At 66.2% G+C, this 20779-nt stretch carries 14 protein-coding genes; 2 read left to right on the top strand and 12 right to left on the bottom strand.

Annotation, left to right across the window (positions count from 1 at the left end; genetic code table 11):
- Nucleotides 1-29 precede the first annotated feature (29 nt).
- The 3 genes from NR810_RS00235 to NR810_RS00245 form a co-directional block, all read right to left on the bottom strand.
- A complete protein-coding gene (locus NR810_RS00235; protein ID WP_257445961.1) occupies nt 30-1028 on the bottom strand; it encodes a nucleoside 2-deoxyribosyltransferase in 999 nt (332 codons plus the stop codon).
- A gap of 35 nt (nt 1029-1063) precedes the next feature.
- Nucleotides 1064-2224 (bottom strand): hypothetical protein, encoded by a 1161-nt coding sequence (locus NR810_RS00240; protein WP_257445964.1) that lies wholly within the window; start codon nt 2222-2224, stop codon nt 1064-1066.
- Nucleotides 2225-2292: 68 nt separating this feature from the next.
- Nucleotides 2293-2742: a MaoC family dehydratase gene (locus NR810_RS00245; RefSeq protein WP_257445966.1), complete on the bottom strand. Its 450-nt coding sequence runs from the start codon at nt 2740-2742 to the stop codon at nt 2293-2295.
- A gap of 109 nt (nt 2743-2851) precedes the next feature.
- On the opposite strand from NR810_RS00245, the gene NR810_RS00250 reads away from it, so the two are divergent.
- On the top strand, nt 2852-3637 hold the full coding sequence (locus NR810_RS00250) for a hypothetical protein (RefSeq protein WP_257445968.1): 786 nt from the start codon (nt 2852-2854) through the stop codon (nt 3635-3637).
- Nucleotides 3638-3639: 2 nt separating this feature from the next.
- Here the strand turns inward: NR810_RS00250 and rtcA are convergent, their stop codons facing one another.
- Nucleotides 3640-4713 (bottom strand): RNA 3'-terminal phosphate cyclase, encoded by a 1074-nt coding sequence (rtcA, locus tag NR810_RS00255; RefSeq protein WP_257445970.1) that lies wholly within the window; start codon nt 4711-4713, stop codon nt 3640-3642.
- A gap of 67 nt (nt 4714-4780) precedes the next feature.
- Here rtcA and NR810_RS00260 point away from each other — a divergent pair, with 67 nt between their 5' ends.
- Nucleotides 4781-6028 (top strand): ArsB/NhaD family transporter, encoded by a 1248-nt coding sequence (locus tag NR810_RS00260; protein ID WP_257445973.1) that lies wholly within the window; start codon nt 4781-4783, stop codon nt 6026-6028.
- Nucleotides 6029-6229: 201 nt separating this feature from the next.
- Here NR810_RS00260 and NR810_RS00265 read toward each other — a convergent pair whose 3' ends face one another.
- Genes NR810_RS00265 through mads1 form a run of 8 tightly spaced genes read right to left on the bottom strand, consistent with a single transcriptional unit; the run spans nt 6230 to nt 20650 of the window.
- Entirely contained in the window at nt 6230-6346 is a 117-nt protein-coding gene (locus NR810_RS00265) for a DUF2381 family protein (protein ID WP_257445975.1), read from the bottom strand.
- 16 nt (nt 6347-6362) lie between these two features.
- Nucleotides 6363-9167, bottom strand: a complete 2805-nt coding sequence (locus NR810_RS00270) for an ATP-binding protein (protein WP_257445977.1) — start codon at nt 9165-9167, stop codon at nt 6363-6365.
- Nucleotides 9168-9180: 13 nt separating this feature from the next.
- Nucleotides 9181-9774, bottom strand: coding sequence for a hypothetical protein (locus NR810_RS00275; protein WP_257445979.1), 594 nt, complete (start codon nt 9772-9774; stop codon nt 9181-9183).
- Nucleotides 9771-12650 (bottom strand): DUF1156 domain-containing protein, encoded by a 2880-nt coding sequence (locus NR810_RS00280; protein WP_257445981.1) that lies wholly within the window; start codon nt 12648-12650, stop codon nt 9771-9773. Before NR810_RS00280 ends, NR810_RS00275 begins: the two co-directional genes overlap by 4 nt.
- Nucleotides 12651-15557 carry a DUF1156 domain-containing protein gene (locus NR810_RS00285; RefSeq protein WP_257445983.1) on the bottom strand — a complete coding sequence of 969 codons (2907 nt, stop codon included), beginning with the start codon at nt 15555-15557 and terminating at the stop codon, nt 12651-12653.
- Nucleotides 15554-17023: an ATP-dependent nuclease gene (locus NR810_RS00290; protein ID WP_257445985.1), complete on the bottom strand. Its 1470-nt coding sequence runs from the start codon at nt 17021-17023 to the stop codon at nt 15554-15556. The genes NR810_RS00285 and NR810_RS00290 overlap by 4 nt, the downstream gene beginning before the upstream one ends.
- Nucleotides 17016-20453 (bottom strand): protein NO VEIN domain-containing protein, encoded by a 3438-nt coding sequence (locus NR810_RS00295; RefSeq protein WP_257445987.1) that lies wholly within the window; start codon nt 20451-20453, stop codon nt 17016-17018. Before NR810_RS00295 ends, NR810_RS00290 begins: the two co-directional genes overlap by 8 nt.
- Nucleotides 20450-20650 (bottom strand): methylation-associated defense system helix-turn-helix domain-containing protein MAD1, encoded by a 201-nt coding sequence (mads1, locus tag NR810_RS00300; protein ID WP_257445989.1) that lies wholly within the window; start codon nt 20648-20650, stop codon nt 20450-20452. Before mads1 ends, NR810_RS00295 begins: the two co-directional genes overlap by 4 nt.
- Nucleotides 20651-20779: the final 129 nt, after the last annotated feature.

A 20779-nucleotide genomic window follows, 5' to 3' on the forward strand; every position in this document is an offset into this window, starting at 1 on the left:
CCCGGGATGTCTGCTCGCCTGGAGGCCGCTCAGGTCCCGAGGCGCTGCATCTCGCGCGTCAGCTGGGACTCCAGGTCCCGGATGTTCTTGTAGACGAGGCAGCGGTAGCTCGCGACGTCGAACCGGAGCTCCTTGACGTCACGCACGAGCAGGATTGTCGGCCGCCCCCGGCCCCACGCGTAGCCGACCTCCAGGTACACGTTGGGATTGGCCATGGAGAGATCGGCGATGACGACCTTCGCGCTGTCGATGCGCTCCTTGATGCGCTCGATGATCGCGCCCTCGAAGACGGCCTGATCCACGCGCTCGCACAGGAGCCCCGCCCCCTTCACGGGCCCCTGGATGCCGTAATGGTAGACATCCTCCAGGTCGGGCTCGAAGGGCATCGCGACGAAGGCGTGGGGCTTGGCCAGAGACTGCGCGCCGGCCGAGGCCAGCGACGGAGCCTGGACGACCTGGTTCATGCGCTTGACGCGGAAGCCCCATCCCACCGGGAGCTTCTCCACGCCGGGACTCCCACCAAGTCCCCGCTCCACGGCCTTGCGGAGCCGCTCCGCGCGCCGGGCATTCACCTCCACCACGGTGATGCGCTCCAGGCTCTGCGGCCCGGCACCTCGCAGGAAGGCCTCGACGAGCCCTCCGACGAGCGCGAGCGCCGCCTCGTCCTCATCGAGCCCGTAGTTGGGACCGTGGATCGTGCAGGCGACGTGGCGGATGCCGGAGCGCGACTCGAGTGCCTTGAGCGCCCGGGCCGCGAACTGGCGGATCTCGTGGTAGCCGAAGTGCCCCAGGCGCACGGTGCCGAGGAAGAGGGCCAGGGGCGCGTCGATGCCGCCCCGCGTCTCGATGAAGCGCAGCTCTCCGGCGGGCACCTCGAGCTGGGCCTTCGGGATGCCCACCGAGTCGAGCCGCCGCGCCACCGCGCTGTCCGCGCCGTAGAAGCTCTGCGCGTGCTTGAGCAGCACCACGTCCGCGCGAGTGGTCGTGATGTCTCCAGCTTCCAGGACGACGTCGAGGGCAGCGCTCATGAAGGTGGAACTGTAGGAGGCGGAGCGCCCGGCGCTCAAGGCGTGGGCGAGCCCACCACCGGGGTCTTGGAACCCGTGCCGGAGCTGGAGGGCATCGGCCAGAAGGTGACGGCGCTCTTGCCGGACAGCGACGTGACGAGCTTCTTCGTCCTGGCGTTCCACAGCTTCGCCACGGGCTTGTCCGCGCCGTCGCTGGCGGAGAGGAGCACCCAGTCGCCACGCACGTACGCGGTGAGCGCGCCGCTCAGCGACAGGCCCTCCGGCTCGACGAGCCCCTTCTCCCCCTGGATGCGCACTGGCCCGGACAGGAACGCCAGCTCCATGCTCTCGTCCTGCCAGAGGTACAGCGGGCCTCCCGCGGTCTCGAGCTGGTACCAGCTTCCCGACTCAGACGGCGGAGGCAGCGCCTTCAACGCCGTGAGCACGGCGGACTCCTCGGGGACCGGGAAGACCTTGTCGCGGGACAGGGACTCGAGCTTCCCGGTGGTGGGAGACAGCGCGTCATACGCATCGAGGATGCGGTAGCCCGCGGCGTAGTCCCACTCGAAGGACGAGCTCTTCGTCTCGAAGCGCTTCCACGCGCCGCCCTCCTGGCGGAAGGCATGCGCCAGGCCCGGCATGCCATCCAGGGCGTGCTCGTACCGCTGGCCCTCGAAGACGAGCTCCTTCTTCGCGTCATCACCCTCGCCGACCGTCTCCACCTTCAGGTGCGAGGGAGCGGGGTTCTCCTCGTCCGGATGATAGATGTCCTCCATGAGCGCCACCGTGCGGCCCTCGGCGTCGAAGCCGAGCGTGCCGAAGAGGCCCAGCGTGGGCAGCGTCAGGGACGTGCCCTTCGCCGTCGCGAGGTCCACCCGCCAGGCCTGAGCCCCCTTGTCGGCCGGCACGGAGACCAGCGCCTCCTTGCCATCCCCCTTCCACGCCACCTGTACCGAGTCGCAGGAGGAGGGAACGGTGAAGACGACCTTCGGCTCACCCGGCGGGGTGTGCTGCACCCAGTGGCACTTCTGGTCGGCCGAGGGCTCCAGGTACGAGAGCGTGGTGTCGGAAACAGACGCCGGAGTGGGAGCGGGAGCGGGCGCCGGCGCGGTGGCCTGGGCCGGCGGAGCGGCCTCCTTGTCCTTGCTGGACTTGCAACCGGCGAGCAGCAGCCCGGCGACGAGCGCGTGGCTCCAACGGTGGTGGGCGATACGCATGATGGGGGTCCCCCTTTTCAGTGCCCCGAACCGGATGGGGCACGGGATGGGCGGACCATACCCCATCCTCAGAGCGCCGAGGGACGGCGGCGGAACAGCGCGATGGCGATCTCGGTCATCACCAGCTCGCCCTTCTGGTTGCGCACCTCCATGCGCATCTTGATGGACCCCCGGTCCGGCTTGCTGCGCGAGGGCGTGGACTCGAGCACCACGAGGCGCGGGGAGATCGTGTCCCCGGGCCGCACCGGAAGCAACCAACGCAGCTCGTCCAGGCCCGGCGAGCCCAGACTGGAGGAGTCTCCGATCAGGGACTTCACCAGCAAGCCGTGGCAGATGGACGCGGTCTGCCAGCCGCTCGCGATGATGCTCCCGAAGATGGAACGGCGGCCAGCCTCCTCGTCCAGGTGGAAGGGCTGGGGATCGTACTTGCGTGCGAACTCGAGGATCTCCTCGCGCGACACCTCATACGACCCGAGCTCGAACGTCTGTCCCACCTGGAAGTCCTCGAAGTAACGCATGCACTCCTCCGGATGTGTCCGGATCCAAGCATGCGCGCCCTCGAATGGCACGACCCGTGTGACCCGAAGTGCGAATACACTCCGGGTCCTCCCCCCCGAGGAACGCCCCATGCCCCCCGCCACACCCGTCGTGAACCAGATCGATCACCTGATGATAGAGGCGGAGGATCCTTCCTTCCTCTTCCGGCTGTTCAGCGAGACCCTGGGGATGACCGTCGCATGGCCGCTCGAGGACTTTGGCGATCTGGTGAGTGGCGGCATCTGTGCCGGGAACGTGAACCTCGAGTTCATCCGCTTCAAGCGCGAGCGCTTCGGGAGCGCGCCGCCCTCTCTCGCGAAGGGGGAGGCCGTGTTCAGCGGTCTTGCCTTCGAGCCGTATGACTCGACGGCGTCGGCCCTGGAGGCACTGGACCGGCGGGGCATTCCCCATGAAGAGCCACACGACACGCCCAACTGGACGGATGCCGGCTTCGATGGCCCGCTCGATGCGCCCTGCGTGACCTTCCTCGCCGAGTACCACTTCGACTTCCGGGGCTGGCGCCGCACCCTGCGCACGGATCTGGAGGGCAAACAGGGCGGGAAGCTCGGGGTCCGGGAAGCTCGGGAGATCCGGCTCGAGGCCGCCGAGCTGTCCCGGGCGGAGATCCTCTGGGACACGCTGCTGGAGCCCCACTCCCGCCCGTCACCCCACGCCTGGGCCTTCACGGGTGGACCGCTCCTCCGGCTCGTGCCGGGCCAGCGCGATGCCATCCGGGAGCTGGTGCTCGGGGTGGGCTCGTTGAAACACGCCCGGGAACAGTTGAGCCGGCTGGGGCTGCTCGGGGACAACTCCGCGCGGCACGTGGGCATCCTTCCGGCCGCGCTCCAGGGACTGAGCATCCGCCTGGAGGAGTGAGCTCAGGCCGGAGCGACCTCGACTTCTCCGCCCGGCTCCACTGTCACCCGCACCGGGAGGAAGCGCTCAATGACCCGCGCATGCGTGGTGAGGTGCTCCGTCACCCTGGCCGTCGTGTAGCGCGTCGTCCCCGGTGAGGCGGCGCCCAGTCTCCCCGCCGCCAGCAGCGCCGCGGGCAGGAGGATCTGATCCCCGAGGTGCTCGTCCAGCGCGCCCCCGCTCTCCATGAAGCGCGCCATCTCCTCGGCCGCCTGGCGCCCCACCTCCTCCGCCGGACGTCCCCGCTCCCCCAGCGCCGTGAAACCGGCGACGGTGTTCTCGAACTGCGCCAGGATGAACGTCACCGTCCCCACCGAGCGCGTCGTCGGCAGCGGCCGGTTCTCCGCGTGGCTGTAGAGGCCGCGCTCGCGCAACGCCGCCACCGCCGCCCGGGACTGCCGCTCCGCGATGCCGAAGGACAGTCCGCCCGCGAACGAGCTCACCGAGAGATCCCTCGGCGTCCCTCGCGCCAGCAGCTCCACGCGGCCCGGAGGATCCCGGACCGGCTCCACCTGGGCAATGAACTCCCCCGCCCCCTCCGGGTAGAAGCCCGCGTGCACCAGGCGCAGCGAGGCGTTCAGCCCATACGCCCGAGCCACCGGCTGCCACACGCCCACGAGGTAGTGGTAGCTGGGGCTGTGCGGCAGGTGCGTCCCCCCGCGCAGGGTGAGCGAGCCGCCCCCCGCCAGCGCCAGCGGGTAGAAGAGACACTGGAAGAGCAGCGGCGTGCTGCCCGCGGTGCCCACCTCCAGCAGGTAGTCGCCCGCCCGCACCGGTCCCGGCTCGAAGCGCAGCTCCGAGGCGCCCACCGCCGCGCCCTCGCTGCGTCCTCCACTCAGGGCCTCCGCGCCCCGGACACAGGCCAGATGCTGGGGCCGCAACCCCGAGGGCTGGCGGTTGGCGCGCACGCGCGTCATGTGGAAGGGCCGACCGGTGATGAGCGACAGCGACAGCGCCGAGCGGAGGATCTGCCCTCCCCCCTCGCCCTCGCTTCCATCGAGCTCCACCGGTCCCTCGTGCCGGTCAACGCCTGCCATGCCCCTCCCCGTCCGAAGAAAGATGGAAGCAGCGTAGCAGAAGGCTTTCGACTACTGTCCGCCCGCCGTGGCCCTCGCCATCTTCCTGTTCACCTACGTCTTCATCGCGGGCATCCGCCTTCCTTATCCGAAGCTGGACCGTCCCGGAGGCGCGCTCGTGGGCGCGGTCCTCATGGTGGTGGCTGGCATCGTCGCCCCCGCCGAGGTCTTCAACTACAGCTCCGACCCCGCCCGGCACGCCGTGGACATGGACACGCTCGTGCTCCTGCTGGGGATGATGCTGCTCGCGGACTACCTCTCGCAGGCCGCCTTCTTCCGAGCGGCCGGCGCCTGGGCCCTGCGCAAGGCGCATACGCCCCGGTTGCTGCTGGTGGCCGTGGCCTGCATCAGCGCCTTCCTGTCCGCCTTCCTCGTCAACGACACCATCTGCCTGATGCTCACGCCGCTCGTGCTGGTGGTCGTCGAGCAGGCGCGGCTGCCGCCCATCCCGTACCTGCTGGCCGTGTGCATGGCCTCCAACTCGGGCTCGGTGGCCACCTTCACGGGCAACCCGCAGAACATGCTCATCCAGGGCGCCTCGCAGCTGCCCTATGCGCAGTTCGCCGCCTACATGGCGCTGCCGGCCGTGCTCTCCACCGCCGTGGTCGTCGTGTCGCTCCTCTACTTCTTCCGCAAGGAGCTGTCCCACGAGCGCTTCGAGCTGCACCCGCCCCCGCCACCGGTGGACCGGCCGCTGCTGGGGCTCACGCTCGTCACGCTCCTGGGGGTGGTCGCCGCCTTCTTCGCCGGCCTGCCCATGAGCTGGAGCGCCCTCACGGGCGCGGCGGTGGTGATGACCCTGGCCCGCCGCCACCCGCGCCAGGCCATCGAGCGCGTGGACTACGTGCTGCTGCTCTTCTTCGCCTGCCTGTTCGTCGTGGTCTATGGCGTCAACAAGGCCGGCTGGGCCGATGACATCTACCGCGTCTTCTCGCCCTTCATGTCGGGGCCGCCCTGGCGCGAGACGCTCGGCTTCGCGGGGCTCACGCTGGTGGCCTCCAACCTCTTCAGCAACGTGCCCTTCGTCATGCTGGCGCGAGCCTGGGTGCCCACGCTGCATGATCCGGTGCTCGGCTGGCACGTGCTGGCGCTCGGCTCCACCCTGGCCGGCAACCTCACCCTGGTGGGCAGCGTCGCCAACCTCATCGTCTTCGAGGCCGCGCGCGGCAAGGCCGACATCAGCTTCTTCGGCTACCTGCGCGTCGGACTCCCTGTCACGCTCATCAGCTTCGTGCTGGGACTCGCGGTCCTGCTCGCCGAGCACGCGCTGTTCTAGTACTACTGTGTCATAAAGTTGAGGGATTGGCCGGTTTCAGAGGAGGCTCCGGCCATGTCAGTATAAGCAAGCACGCCCGAGGAGATGCCCGAGGCGTACGTTCCCTCGTGTGAGAGTCCGCTCCCAGCAACGCCTGACGTTTATGACACAGTAGTACTGGGGGAACGTAACGCCGTCGAGAGTCACGCCACCAGCTCCAGCTTATCCGGCCCACAGCTTGAGGGTGTAGGTTTCCCGGGCCTCGCTCTTCACCGCGTCCAGCTCCACCACGATGCGTTTCGACTTCCCCGGCGGGATCGATGAAGACGCTGGAACCACGACACAGCCTTGGCCTTCATCCCCGGCCTCCGCCGCGGGGCTTCAGGTTGACACCCTCAGGCAGCCCCAGCTCACGCAGGGCCACCTTCGTCTCCTCGATCTTCGACATCGTGGTGCCACCGGGCGGCTCAACGTCGACCGTCACGGTGAGCTTCAGGCCTCCGGCCGTGGCGAAGCGCGAGAGGACCTTCGTGTAGAAGTTCATCCACTTCTGCGGCGAGATCTCGCCGGTCCACTGGAAGCCGGCGCTCTCGATTCCGGGCGGCGGCTCCGAGGCCCCAGCAGGCGTCGGCGTAGCGCCCTGGGACGCGCCCGTAGGCGTCGGGCTCGGCGTGCCGGGATTCGGCGCTGCCCCGCCCGAAACGTGCTGTGTGGCGTCGGTAGGCGGTTGGGGCGCGGCCTTCTTCGCTACGTACTCCTCGGCGCGCTCGTGAACGATCAGGTAGACGTCGTCGGCGATCTCGATGTCGCCGGAGCCGAGGGAGCGCTTGTAGACGAACGGCTCGTAGCTCCCGTCGCTCGCCTTGCCGACGTACGCGACAGTGCCCGCGTCGAGGCCGCGCGAGATAGTGTCCTTCACGGCCTCCGGCTTCAGCAGCCTCGGGAACTTGGGCGACGCGTAGAACGCATCGCGCACGGACTTCGTGCTCCACTCGGGTAGCGCGGGCGGCCAGTACCGGGTGAGGAAGTTCGGGCTCACGCCCTCGACGACAATGTCCTCCTGCTTGAGGCGCGAGAGGATCAACTCGACCAGGGAGTTTGCAGCGCTAGAGTGAACAAGCCCGAGATCTATCTTGCGGAGCGAGTTGTCGTCGGCAAGCAGGAAAACGTTCTTGTACGCCCTCCACACGGCTTCGCGGAGGTCACGCTCTGCGCGCTTTGTGTTCTCTGCGAGCTGGCGCTGCTGAGTCTCGTCGAGCTTCAGCTCGCCGGCGTCAGCGTCGATGTCCTTCCATGCGAGGAGCTTGCGTGCCTCTTCGAGCAGCGTCGTCGCGTCCTCGGGCACCACCCAGATGAGCGCGCTCTTGAAGGTTCGCGAGGACGAGCCGCTCTCGGTCGTCATCTGCGTGATGAGGTTCTTTGTCGCGGGCTCCGGCGCGGTGTTCTCCGGTGCGAGCACGACGAGCGAGAGCACCGGACGGTCGGGAACCTCGTTGCTCTTCTTCGGGAAGTAGACGCGCTCGATGCCGCTGCCCGCGCCGAAGACCTTCTGGATCTCCTTGCGCACGACATCGTCGATGGACGCCGTACTGACGCTCGCGCGACGGTCGGCGAGGAGCTTGTTGAGGTTCGGCTGAAAGCTGAAGCGGTAGCGGTTCTTCTCGGCCGCCAGGAAGTAGCAACTGTCGGTTAGCGCTTCGAGGCACTGCTCGACGCTGCCGATGTCGAGCGCGGGCTCGGCTACGGCGAGACGCACCTCAGGTAGCGTTGCCTCCCCCCGCTGCTGGCCGCCGTTAGACTCGAAGAGGATCGTGGTCGCGACCTTGCGGTGCAGGCGCGCCTTCTTCAGCTCGGGCGTCGCCTCCGTATCGAGCCGCAACGCGTGCGCGTGGTCCTTGCCCGCAATATCCGTGGTAACGGCGGGCTCAAGGCGAGCCTCGCCGAGCTGCTCGAAGAGCGCCGCGCGGAACAGCGGATCTTCGAGTGGCGCCGTTCCGAGCGAGATGAGCGGGTCCTTGTGCGCGCCTTTGTAGCCCTCGCTGTAGGCCTTCGAGACCCACAGAGCGAGGAGGCGCAGCACACCGCGCGTCTGCTGGAAGCGCGGGAGTCCCTGCCACTTGCGCTCGAACACCGAGAGCAGCGACGGGTGGAACGGATACGACGCCTTCAGCGCCTCGCGCGCGTTCTCGACCGGGAACCAGCTCGGGAGCTGCTGCTTGTTCGCGAGCAGCCACGCCTCGTACTCCTCGACCGTCGCGATGGCCTCCTTCGGAAGCCCCTGCCACTCGAAGAGACGCCGGCGGATGATCTCCGAGGTCTCGGCCTCGGCCGACATGATGACCGCCTTGCCGAGTCGATCGAGGAGCTTCTTGAAGCGCTCGAAGTCTGACTGGTCCTCGGCGGTCATCTCCAGCTCGGACGCCGGGATGGACACGGCCAGAACAACGTTGTCGCGTGCGCGGGCGACCTCGGAGAGGTTGTGCAGGAACGCGTAGAGCTGCGCGGCGAGCCCGATCTTGCGGCTGCGGCTCACGTAGTTCATCAGCTCATCGAACAGGATGAGGGTCGGCTTGCCTTTGGGCAGCATGCGCTCGATGACGTCGCCGCCCGGAGCGGTCAGCTCCTTCTCGTGCTGCTCGACGAGCTTGAATCCTTCCTCGCCGCCGAGCTGGAAGGCGATCTCGCCCCACGGCGTCTTGCGGAGCGGCGTGCCGTCGTTGCCACCACGACCGCTGATGGAGTCGAACTCGGTGCCGACGAAGATGGCCGTCGCGGCCTTCGGCACGCTGGTCACGCCCGCGTCCTGAAGGATGCCGCTTACGCCCTTCCACGACTTCGCCGCGTCACCGTTCTGCGCGAGGTGGAAGAGCAAGGTCAGCGAGTGGGTCTTACCGCCGCCGAACTGCGTGGAGAGGTTGAAGATGGCCGACGTCTCAACCTTCACGCCGGAGAGGCGCCGCACGACCTGCGCGGAGAGCTCACGGAGGTTCTTCGTGAGGAACGTGCGCTCGAAGAACTCGGCCGGGTTCTGGTACACGGCCGGCGCGCGCCCATCGCGAACGTGGTCGAGGTGGACCGCGAACTCCGACGCGTCGAGCGGCTTACCATCGCGGAGATCCTCGCGCGGGGTGACGATCTTGTACCAAGGCTTCATTGCCATGTTCTTCTCACTTTCACTGCCGCGCGAAGCGCTCGAAACGCCCCGTGTTGGAGTTGAGCTTCCACGCCTGAAAGAACCCGTAGGGGAACGTACCCGCGTCGTTGCGTGAGCCGATGATCACCAGCGTCTCGCCTTCGAGAGCCGCTCGCTCGGCGATGGGCATCGCGTCGACTACGCCGCTGCCGAGCGACGCGATGAACGCGGGACCGTCTGCAAAGTCGGGTCGGTAGCAGAAGACGATGCGCAGGCCGCACCGCACGCACAGCACCTTCCAGAGCGAGTACGCGACAAGATCCGCGTCGGCCGAGTTCTCGAGCTCGCACACCGCAACCGGGAAGCGCCAGCCCGCGCCCGACGCCAAGAACGCCATCACGTCCTGCGAGAGGTACTCGTTGCGCTTTACCGGCAGCACCGTGCAGCGATGGCCCTTGCCGGCCGCCGCCCAGCCGAGCGCCTCGAACGAGCGCACGACGACGCCCGTCAGCGTCCCGGTCCACCGCGTGAGGTCGGAGCGCACGGACGCATCCCGGAGCTCGTAGGCGGCGAGCCGGTCGTCTCCGAGCGTCGCGAAGAACTGCGACATCCACTTGGTGGCCAGTGCGATCATCCGAACCCAAGTCCCTTCTTGCGTGCGAGGACACCATCAACCCAGCGCTTCTCGTCGGAGCCACTGGGGTAGAGGGCCGAGAACGACTGCACGAGCTTCCAGAAGAGCGGGCTCTGCCCGACACCCTCCTGCACCAAGAAGCGCTTGAGAGCTTCACCGCGCCCGGAGGCGAAGAGGAGCATGGCTTGGTGAACGCGGTCGATGGTCGTCGCGCCCGCTTTGGGAGCGCCGACGTCACTCCAGCCCTGCTCCTCGGCGGCGTGGTCCAGCTCTGCGAAGATCGTCATCTGCTTCTTCTTGCTCAAACGCTTGGGGGCAGGCGCCGCGTCGGCACCGCCGAAGAGGTGGTTCGTGCGCTCGGCTACAGCGAGCAGGCGTGCGGTCTCGCCCTTCACCTCAACGATGTGATCGAGCGCTTCGAGGCGCGCGCCCAGCCCCTGCGCGATCTTCTGGGCGGCGTCGTACTCGAGGCTAAAGCCTGCCAGCGCGTCGTCGCCTCCCCCGTCATCGTCAATCGGTTCGTCCTCAGCCCCCTCTGAGGTGGCCGACGAGCCCGGCCCGGCCAGGGTCCACAGCCACATCGCCGTGATGCGCGCGTCCTCTTCGAGACCGGCGGTCTCGGCTTCGTTGAAGATCATCGCGAGGGCTTCGCGTGAGACCGTCGCCCAGACCTGCTCAAGGTACTCGTCGAGCGGAACAATGGCGCCGGAGACCTTCTCAACGCGGGCGTAGCGAGAGAACAGCTCCAGCGCCGGGCCGATGCACGCGAAGATGGCGTCGGCACCGACGATGCCCTCGCGCGCGAGTCGAGGCATCCACTCGGTGATGCGTTTCGGGAGGGCCGAGAGGATGTCGCGCCAGTCGCCGACGGTGTCCGTGATGAGGCGGCCGTCGCGGTGCTCGCGCGGGCGACACACGAGGTGGATCGACGAGCCAAGCACCGCCGAGTTACGCACGTGCAGCCGCGAGGCGTTCTCGGTGTCAATGGGCCACGAGGCCGTGATGATCCAGCCCGCGGCGATCATCGCGGCGAGAAGGTCCTCCCAGCCGCTCGTCGACTTGTGCGCGAAGATGATGACGCCGATGCCGTCGGGCCGCGTCACGCGTCGCGCCTCAGCGAGCGCGGCGGTCATGATACGCCGATAGTAGTCGCGGTCCTTGCCGGCAATTGGGTTGACGATGGCCTCGTCCTCGCGAGGCACCAGCGCCGTCTTGAACAGCTCCGGGTGATCAGCGCCAAGCATGCGGCGCAGCCAGACATAGAAGAAGTCGGAGAGGTCCGCGTAGGGAATGGCGTCGTAGTAGGGCGGATCGGTGACCAGCAGGTGCGCGCAGTCGGTCGGCAGCGGGTGGTGGCTCGCCGAGGCCATGCCGACGTCGGCGCCGTGCGTGTCGACGTGCGCGTTGCGCAGGCCGCGAGCGACGTGCTCGACCGCGCCCGTCCACGAGCCCGACGACGACGCAAGCGGGTTCGCCTCACCGTAGTCCCAGATGATCGGCAGCGCCTGCCGCGTGAAGAGGTGCGGGAGCGCCGAGCCGCTCGGGTTCCAGGAACAGCCTGTATTCTGGTAGTCGCAGAGACGATCGACGGCGAGCGCCAGGCACGAGCGCACCGCAACGCCGAGGCCGTTCGGCGTGCGGTCGTCGGGCATCGATTCGCGCACGAGGCGCGCGAGCGTCGTGAGGGTTAGGAGCTGGCGCGGCGTGAAGAGGTCACGCCAACGGACCATGCCGTAGCGCTGGACGCGGAAGCCTAGCGTGCCGATGGGCGGCAAGGGCTCGCCCGGGAGATCGTCGCTGCGCGTGCGCTCCAGTTCGGCCACGGCGTTGGACGCAGCCGCGAGCGCCGCGCGGTCCTCGTCCGTCGGCGCACGGAACGAGCGCTCGCCCGAAGGACCGCCAAGTGCGACGGCCACGAGCAGCGCGGAGGGCGCGCCTCCCGAGCGAGTGGAGAGCTGCTCGCGCACACGCTCGACGGGGATCGTGTAGCCGCACTTCAGGCACGTCGCAGCGCCGCGCCGAACTGTCGGCCCGAGGAACGAGCGCAGGTTGCCTTCGGCGATCTCGAAGCGAGGCGTGGGACCATCCCAGCCCGCGAGGCGCAATCCGATGGAGCGCTCGCCGCGACGGGAGAGGTGGAACTTGCTCGTGAGCACCACGTCTGCCCCACACTTCGGCCCCTCGCACTGGATGCGGCGGAACGAGATGTAGGCGACGGGCATCTGGCCATCGACGACGGGATAGAAGCGCTGCAGTTCCTGCTTCGCCTGCTGCGTAATCCGCGCGCCCCACTGCCCGACCGCCGCGAAGAGCTTGTCGCCGAAGCGCTGGACGTACTCGAGCGTGACCTTGCTGATCAGCGTCGCGACCGGGTTCAGGTCCGACGCGTACGACGCGGCGCCGAGCCGGAGCCCCTCGAGCGGTATCGAGCCACCACCGCAGAACGGATCGGCGAGAAACGACGGCCCGCTCTCGAAGAGCGAGGCGTGGGCCGACGATGCCAATGTGCGCGCGGCGTCGCGGTACGCCGGGTCGGTCGCGCGCTGCCAGGACGCGAAGTCCGAGACGAGCCGCAGGAGGCCGCGACGCAAGCCTTCGTCATCGCCGTCTACCCTCGTTCCGTAGAGCTGGCCGAGTACATCGCGCGCGCTCGTCTTGAATGCCTCCGGGCACGCGGGGTCGAGCGGGTCGATGAGCAAAGCTGCGAGTGCAGCAGCGCGGCATGAAGGGAGCGGCTTCCGCGCCCACCAGATGTGGATCGCGGTGATGTGGCCGTGATGCACCGAGCGGCCATCCCGCGCGTGCTCGGACACCGTGGCGATCGGAAGATCGACTTCGATGAGACGGCGCGGATATGTCTCGGTCGCGGCCATCATTCAGAAGCCAAGCCCCTTCTTTCGTGCGAGCACGCCATCGACCCACCGCTTCTCGTCCGTGCCGCTTGGGTAGAGAGCGGAGAGCGACTGCGCGAGCTTCCAGAACTGGGACTGCTTGCCGACGCCTTCCTCGACAAGGAACCGCTTCAGCGCTTCGCCGCGTCCGGCACCGAAGAGAAGCATCGCTTGGTGAACGCGATCGAGCGTCGTGGTACCGGCCTTCGGCGCACCGACCTCGCCCCAACCCTGTGCCTCGGCGGCCGACTCAAGTTCGCCGAATAGGGTCATCTGTTTCTTCTTGGCGGCTTTCTTCACCCTGGGAACACCTTCAGCCTTGCCGAAGAGGTGCTTCGTTCGTTCGTGAACGGCTAGCAGACGAGCCTTGTCACCTTTCACCTCGACGACATGGGAAAGCTCCTCAAGTCGGGCTCCCAGTCCTTGCGCGATCTTCCGTGCAGCATCGAAGTCGAGCACGAACCCTGACGAAGATGGGGAACCGCTCTTCTCCTCCTCGTCATCAGAGTCGTCCTCTTCCTCGTTGAGTCCCTCGTCGGCATCGGCTGATGAGGCTCCGGGCGCTGCGAGCGTCCAGAGCCACATCGCGGTGAGTCGCGCGTCTTCTTCGAGGCCCGCTGTCTCGGCAGCGTCGAAGATCATTGACAGCGCCTCGCGGGAAACTGCTGCCCAGACGTGCTCAAGGTATTCGCGAAGCGGAACTACCTCACCCGATACCTTCTCGACGCGAGCGTATCGCGAGAACACCTCCAATGCGGGCCCGAGGCACGCGAAGATGGCATCGGCGCCAACAATACCTTCCTCCGCGAGTCGCGGCAGCCACTCGTGAATTCGGCGAGGGAGTTCCTGAAGGATCGCCCGCCAATCCCCAACATCATCCGCTCGAACGCTACCGTCCTTGTCCTCCCGTGGTCTGCAAACGAGATGAACCGAAGAGGCCAGAGCGGCCGACTCGATGGCACGAAGTCGCCCCGCACGCTCCGTGTCGATCGGCCACGAAGCTGTGACAACCCATCCAGCGTCCAACATCGCCTGAAGTTGCGCCTCCCAACCTGCGGTCGATTTGTGCGCGAACACCACGACGCCCAATGATTGCGGATGCGCGACCCTACGGCCATCATGAAGGCAGTCGCCCATCTTGCGCTCAAAGAATGCCGCGTTCTTCCCGAGTCCTGGGTCGACTATGCACTCCTGACCACTCGTAGTCGCGCCGTCAAGCTCGTTCGGCAGCACGCCGATGGCCTCCAACCAAGTCGCGAAGTAACCGGACAGGTGAGCGTAAGGAATCGCGTCGTAGTACGGCGGATCCGTGAAAAAGAGTGACGCGGCATCATCGGGCAACGGAATTGAAGATGCATCGGCCTGCCTCGCCGACCCCTCATGACGAACGCCACTGAGCGTGTGAGCTATGAACCTGTCGAGATAGTCAAGACCTTCGCTGAAGTCTCCCGCACTGCCAGCGTACGGATTCATCTCGCCAAAGTCCCAGACCATCGACAGCGTCTGCGAACCGAAGGTGTTGCGGACGCAACTCCGAACATTTCGCCAAGCGCAGAGACTGCTGGTGAAGTTGGCCATCTTCGAAATCGTGAGTCCGAGGATGGCCCGTCCAGCGATGGTTAAATCGGGGTCATCGCTGATCTCAAGCTTCCGAATGATTGATGCGTACGTGGACAACATGAGCATCTGCCGGTGGGTGAAGACTTCGCGCCACCGCGTGATGCCGTACTTTTGAACACGAAAACCGAGAGCACCGTCGGGAGGCAGTTCCTGTGCTCCGAAATCGACTCCCGAACGTCGCAAAGCGGCAAGTCGCTCCCGGCTCTCCTCAACAGCCCTGATATCGCCTGGAGTCGGCGCTCGGTACTCGGTTGAGCCGGCAGGAGTCTTCACGACGGTACAGTAGAGCCGAGCGTCCTGCGTCCCTCCGTGCCGCTCGCGCAACTGAAGGCGCACACGTTCAACTCTGGTAGTGTAATCACACAAAGGGCACGTGGCCGACCCCCGAGCGACGGTGCCACTGCCAACAGCACCCGCTCGCGCACCTTCGACTACTTCGAAATCAACGCTATTGCCGAAGCGGCTCTTGACGAGCCGAATAGCGACCGAACGATTCCCCTTCCTAGCGAGCCAGAGGGACCTGAGTAGAGGAACATCTGCACCGCACGCTGGGCCTTCGCACTTGATGGTCCGCGCCCAGAGGTAGGCAATCGGTTTGGATCCATCGGGATGTGGCGGATACAGCGACGCCAGTTCCTTGGCCGCCGTCTCGTTCACCCACCGCCCCCACTTACGTACTGCCTCGGCGAGACGCTCGCGGTTCTTTGGGATGAATTCCAGGCTGACCCGGTTCATGAGCACTGCGACAGGATTGAGGTCGGACGCAAACGCGTCCGCTCCAACACGAAGTGCTTCGAGTGGGATAGTTCCACCTCCAGCAAACGGATCAACGACTAGAGGACGTGCTCCAGGGCCACCGAGGGTCCTGTGCGCCACCTCCACCAGCGCCTGGCTGGTCTCAAGGTAGTCCTTTTCGTTCGACAGGTCCCAGTTAGCAAAGTCAGCGATGAAGTCGAGCAGGGCGCTTCTGAGCTCCGACGGGTCACTCCAGTCGCGGACCGGACCGCCTCTACGGTCTCGTAGCGACCTCATTCGTGAGGCGGCCTCGCGCAGAAACTCTGCCGGGCAATTAGGGTCCGCAGGATCGGGCCATAGTGCCGCCAAGATGACTGCGCGACATGCTGCAAGCGGACGCCGAGCCCACCAGATATGCAGCGTCGAGATGTGGCCGTGACGGATCGACTTCTCGCGCCGTGCGTGCTCCGAGATCTTGCGGATCGGCAGGTCGACCTCGATCAGCCGCTTCGGTCCATACAAAGATACGTTGTTCATTTCTTCGACGCCGCCTCTCGGAGTAGTTCAACGAGGGGACCGAACGAGACGCTCGCGGCGTACGCGCGACATGCTTCCCCCACGAGGAACGCACGATCACGGCCGAGTCGTTCTGCCAAACGGTCGAACCACCCGTGGTGGTCACCGCCCGCGAGCTCAGCGAGGAAAGAATCCACGTCCAAGCCGTAAGTGGTCGACCAGAGCTGCTTGACCGCCGCGTTGCCGAAGACTTCTTTCTCCGGCGGCATCGTGCCCGGGAGCTTGAACACGAAGTTTGTCGGCTCCTCTTTGGAGTCGGCATCGAGTACTGCGGCGATTCGGAGACCGGCCTCCCGCAGCGTCCGCATCGCAGCCGCGATGGCGTCCTTGCCACCACCCACGCTCTGGTCCTTGTCGTCACGGTAGCCGCCAATGACGATGGCGGTGGTCTTCAACAGCTCCGGTTCCGCCTTTGCCAGCATCTCGGTGAGAATGGCTGCGGCGACATCGTCTTCGACGAGAACCCGCAGAGCCTTGTCGTGACCATCAGTTAGGACGCTTGCGACCTGCGCCGAGGCCAAGCCCGGAAGCACTCGGACGCCCGTGCCACCATCTCGCACAATCAACATACGTGACACCTGAGGCAGCGCACGAAGCAGGTGCTCGCTATGCGTGCTGAGAAGGATCTGGTGGCCCTTTCTGATCGCGAGGTCGACGAGGTACTCGCCAAAACGGAACTGCGCAGACTGGTGCAGCGAAATCTCCGGCTCCTCAAGGAGGATGAGTGACTTCGGAGGTTGCGCCTCCAACCTGTCGATCAGGTTGTGAACGCGACATTCGCCGAAACCCATGTGATTTTCGGAATAGACGACGTGCCCGCGACCGGCGGCCAGGATTGAGCCCGACCGAGTCTTGAGCGACACATCGGCGCGCTCGACACGATCATAGTGCGTGCCGAGAACCTTACCTACCGCCTTCGATACATCGACCGCACACGGGGTCCGGGTCCCCACAACCAATCGACCGGCTTGACGGAAGTAGAACCCCTGCTCCTCAGCACGGGGCGGGAATTCGGCGGCGCCGAGAAAGAGCACTTCCCGCTCATCACGCTTCCTGTAGTCAGACCAGCGGTTGGTGCGTCGCGACAACGAAAGTGCGCGCTCTTTAGCGTCGGACTGCCACGTGCTGATATTCAGACGCGCGGTCGTAGCGAACGGCGACGGGTCGAGCTGTCCAACCGCGAAGAAGTCGCGGAGCTGGTAGCCTCTCTTCCCCTGCCGGTAGCTGCACGCAGCCAACTGGAGCAAGGTCGTTTTGCCAGTTCCGTTCGGGCCGCAGAACGCCGTAACAGGGCTGCGAAACTCAAGAATCGAGTTGGCGTGGAGTCGGAAGCCACGCACCTCAAGCCGCGTGATGACGTTGCCAAAGTTCGCGTGGCGATGGTTCGACTCAAACTTCTTTTGAAGCGTGTTTCTCGGGTCAGCCACGTGCAGCCTCCAGGATCGCCTTTGCCGGCACGTGGTAGTGCTCGACCTTCACGACGGGCTCCCATCCGAGCGTCGCCGGGTTCTGAATTGTGTTGAGCTTCGGCGTGGTCGCACAGTCGAAGACGACGTAGAGCCAGAAGTCCTCGCCGAGCCGTTGCGCGGTCCGGTACTCGTTCGCGGTGAGCGCGACCTCGCCGGTGCCCGAGCGACCCTTCACCTCGATGAAGCGGGCCTGCACGAAGACGCCCGGCTCGGTCGGGTGCGGTCGCTTCGAGAGCAGATCGTAGCCTCGGTTTTCGTTCTCGACGCTCTCGACGATCCAGCCGCGAGCGCGCTCGTGTTCCATCGCGACCTGCACGGCGATCTTCTCGATCTCTGGGTCGCTCACCATCGGCGCGATGCTCGGCGCCTCGCGCTCGGGATGCGGCAGCACCCAGGCACGCCCGAGGTGCTGAACGTCGCCGATGGAGCAGTGGCGCTCCATCTCGAGCTCCTGGCGGCGGCGTTCGAGGCGCGCGTTCAACTCGTCGAGATGGTCCTCGGCCTGCTTGATGTTGCCTTCGAGGCCCGGGATGTTCGCGCCCTCGATGCGCCGGCCCTCCAGTTCGGCGAAAGTGAGCTGCTGCCGGTCGATGAGCGCGTTGAGGGAGATCTCGATGTGCTCGCGCACGATGGTGTTTTCCTTCGTGCGCTGGTCAGCAACCTCGGCGAGAAACGGGTTGAGCGCGTGCTGGACGAGGTGGACCTCGACGAGGTCGCGTTCGGGCAGCCCCGACAGGCTCGGTGCGTGCGTTCCCTTCGCGGCTGGGATGAGGTCGAGGAAGAGCGTGGGTTGGCGCAGCGTCAGCGTGCCGTCGGGATCGGCGCGCACCACGAAGAGCTTCTTGTGCAGCGTGTTGCCCCGGCCGTCCTTGATGGACGCGGCGAAGACGTCGAGTCGGTACGGCGCCTTCGCGTGCAGGTCCCAGAGCACCGCGCCCCTGCGAAGGTCGTCGCCCACACGGTCCGCGACGTCGCTCCGCACCACCTCGAAGAGCGGGTGGCCAGGCGTCACCCACTCCAGCGTCGCGTCGTCGCCCAGCAGGCGCTTGTCGAACACGACGCGCTGGTACTCGCGACCGAGCTTGCCGAAGCGGGGCTCGAGGCGCTCGCCGATGGCGTTGAGCGTCTTCGGCACCTTGCCGACGCGGTACACATGGTCCTTACCGCGCACAGGCGACGGGTGGACACCCGCGATGGGGCCCGCCGAGGTGAAGAAGTCCTCGACCACTTCGGGGACGAGGCGCCGCTCCTTGGCCTCCACCGACTTGCCGACGAGGGCCGATAGGTTCAGCTCCTTCTTCGCGAGTCCCTCGAGCGTCGCTCCCGTAATGCGCTTGAAGCGCTCCGGGTCGATGTCCTTCACGATGCGGTCGGCGATGCTGCTCTCACTGAGCCGCTTCGCGTACATCTCGCGGAACATCTTCTCGAGCGAGTTGGACGGCAGCATCTCGCCGACGACGTCGAACACCTTGTCGGTGCCGAGCTCGTCTTTGATCTCGGCGAGACGCATCAGCAGCTTCTCGAGCACGCGCCCCTCGCGCGTGTTGACCGCCGCGAAGTTGAAGATGAGGCAATCCTTCTGCTGGCCGTAGCGGTGGATGCGGCCCATGCGCTGCTCAAGGCGAACGGGATTCCACGGGATGTCGTAGTTGATCATCAACCAACAGAACTGGAGGTTGATGCCTTCTCCGGCGGCCTCGGTAGCAACGAGCACCTGGCAGTCCTCGCGGAACTCGCGCTCGGCGTAGATGCGCGTGTTCGGCGTGTCGCGGTCGCCGATCGGCATGCCGCCGTGGATCTGAGTGCAGGAGAGGCCCCACTCCCGCAGCTTGCCGAGCGGGCGTCCGTCGCGGCCGTCGCCTGCGAGGTAGTCGAGCGTGTCCTTGTGCTCGGTGAACACGAGGAGCTTCATCCTCGGGTCCTTGAAGATCTGCTGCTCGTTCAGGACCTGCTTCAGCTTGTTGAGCTTCGACTCGACCTCGCGTTTTTCGAGCGCGCGCGCCTGATCAACGAGCTTGTCGAGGCGTTGGATCTCCTCGCGAAGCGCGATGGGGTCGACGGCGAGGACCGTCTCCTCCGCGCCCTGCATGATCTTCGCCTGCTCATCCTCAGGCAGGTCGTCGAAGTCGTCGGGCAGCTTCCGGTCGATCTGCTCCTGGCGATGGCGCTCGGGGTCGTCGAGGATCTTGCGGCGCTTGTCGCGCATGCGCTCAAGGCTGCGGCGTACGGCGTAGATGCTGGAGGCGAAGCGGCGTTGCAGCATCGCCATCTGGAACGAGAGGATGTTCGCCTGCACGTTCTCGGCAGCGGCGGCCTGAATCGACTGGTCTTCGACGTAGCGCGTGAGCGCGTCATAGAAGTCGAACTCGTCGCCATCGAGCTCGAACCTGGTCGTGCGCACGTCGCGGTTGGTGAAAAGCTTTTTCACCTCGCCGGTCTCGGGATCAGGGAAGGCGACCAGAGCCTCCTTCAAGCGGCGTAGGTAGAACGGCGCCTCATGCCGGCGCATCGCCTCTTCGAGGCTCTTCACGTCGCCGTACACGTCACGGTCGAGGAGGCTCAGGAAGAGGCGGAAGTTCTCCGGGTCACCCTTGTGCGGCGTCGCCGTCATCAAGAGGAAGTGGTCGGTGCGCTGCGACAGCGCCTCGCCGATCTGGAAGGCGAGCGTCTTCTTGTCGGCGCTGTAGGCACTCATCTTGTGCGCCTCGTCGACGATGACAAGGTCCCACTGGGAGCGCAGCAGGCTCTCCTTGGCGTCCTCGACACGGGAGATCCACGAGACCGAGGTGACGACCTGGTTGTGTTCCTGCCAGGGGTTCTGGCCATATTGCGTGCGCAGCACCTCGCCGCGCATCACGTCGAACTGCTCGCGGAACTTGTCCTTCAGCTCGCGCTGCCACTGGAACGTAAGGTTCGCGGGCGCGACGATGAGCGTGCGCTTCACGAGGCCACGGATCTTCAGTTCCTTGAGGAGCAGGCCCGCCATGATCGTCTTGCCGGCGCCGGGGTCGTCGGCGAGCAGGAAGCGGATGCGCGGAAGCTTCAGGAAGTAGTCGTAGACGGCCTCGAGCTGGTGGGGCAGCGGATCGACACGCGCGATGGAGAGGGAGAAGTACGGGTCATGCTCGTAGGCAAGCCCGAGACGCGCGGCCTCGACGCCCAGCTTGAAGTGGAGCGGATTGCCGTCGAAGGGCTCGGTCTCCGGCGTTGCTTCGAGGAGCTTGAGCTGATCGGAGTGCAGGACTCGCTGGTGGACATGCCCCGTCTTTTGCCCGGCGCCCGTGAGCTTCACGACATCGCCAAGAGGCGTGACGACCAGAACCTCGACGGGTTCGGGCAGCATTGGGCCGCGGACGATGATGCCGGGCTTCAGGTCAGCGGCGTTCATTCGTTGTCCCCATCGGCGTCACGGGACGCGCCCTTCTGTTGCTCGATCCACTGGTCGAGGTCGGCGCGCTTGAACCGCCACTGCCCGCGCACCTTGAACGCCGGCAGCTCGCCCTTCTGGGCCATCGTGTAGACGGTTTTTTCGGCAACCTTCAGCAACTGGGCGATCTCGGGCAGTGTGAGAATCTCGTCCTGCATCGGGACCAGGCTCCACCTGGGTAGCGGTTGGCAGATGTTGCCAGCCGACGCCAAGGTACACCACGTGCGCTTGAGCCAGCAACGCCTCTGGCGGGGAGCTTCGTCGCCAGCTGGTGGCGAATCAGCCCA

Origin of the sequence: Archangium lipolyticum (genome assembly GCF_024623785.1) — a bacterium.
GTDB classification, from domain to species: Bacteria; Myxococcota; Myxococcia; order Myxococcales; family Myxococcaceae; genus Archangium; species Archangium lipolyticum.

Coding starts and splice junctions, on each gene's coding strand:
- NR810_RS00235 (WP_257445961.1), bottom strand. CDS start 1,028: ATGAGCGCTGCCCTCGACGTCGTCCTGGAAGCTGGAGACATCACGACC.
- NR810_RS00240 (WP_257445964.1), bottom strand. CDS start 2,224: ATGCGTATCGCCCACCACCGTTGGAGCCACGCGCTCGTCGCCGGGCTG.
- NR810_RS00245 (WP_257445966.1), bottom strand. CDS start 2,742: ATGCGTTACTTCGAGGACTTCCAGGTGGGACAGACGTTCGAGCTCGGG.
- NR810_RS00250 (WP_257445968.1), top strand. CDS start 2,852: ATGCCCCCCGCCACACCCGTCGTGAACCAGATCGATCACCTGATGATA.
- rtcA (WP_257445970.1), bottom strand. CDS start 4,713: ATGGCAGGCGTTGACCGGCACGAGGGACCGGTGGAGCTCGATGGAAGC.
- NR810_RS00270 (WP_257445977.1), bottom strand. CDS start 9,167: ATGGCAATGAAGCCTTGGTACAAGATCGTCACCCCGCGCGAGGATCTC.
- NR810_RS00275 (WP_257445979.1), bottom strand. CDS start 9,774: ATGATCGCACTGGCCACCAAGTGGATGTCGCAGTTCTTCGCGACGCTC.
- NR810_RS00280 (WP_257445981.1), bottom strand. CDS start 12,650: ATGATGGCCGCGACCGAGACATATCCGCGCCGTCTCATCGAAGTCGAT.
- NR810_RS00285 (WP_257445983.1), bottom strand. CDS start 15,557: ATGAACAACGTATCTTTGTATGGACCGAAGCGGCTGATCGAGGTCGAC.
- NR810_RS00295 (WP_257445987.1), bottom strand. CDS start 20,453: ATGAACGCCGCTGACCTGAAGCCCGGCATCATCGTCCGCGGCCCAATG.
- mads1 (WP_257445989.1), bottom strand. CDS start 20,650: ATGCAGGACGAGATTCTCACACTGCCCGAGATCGCCCAGTTGCTGAAG.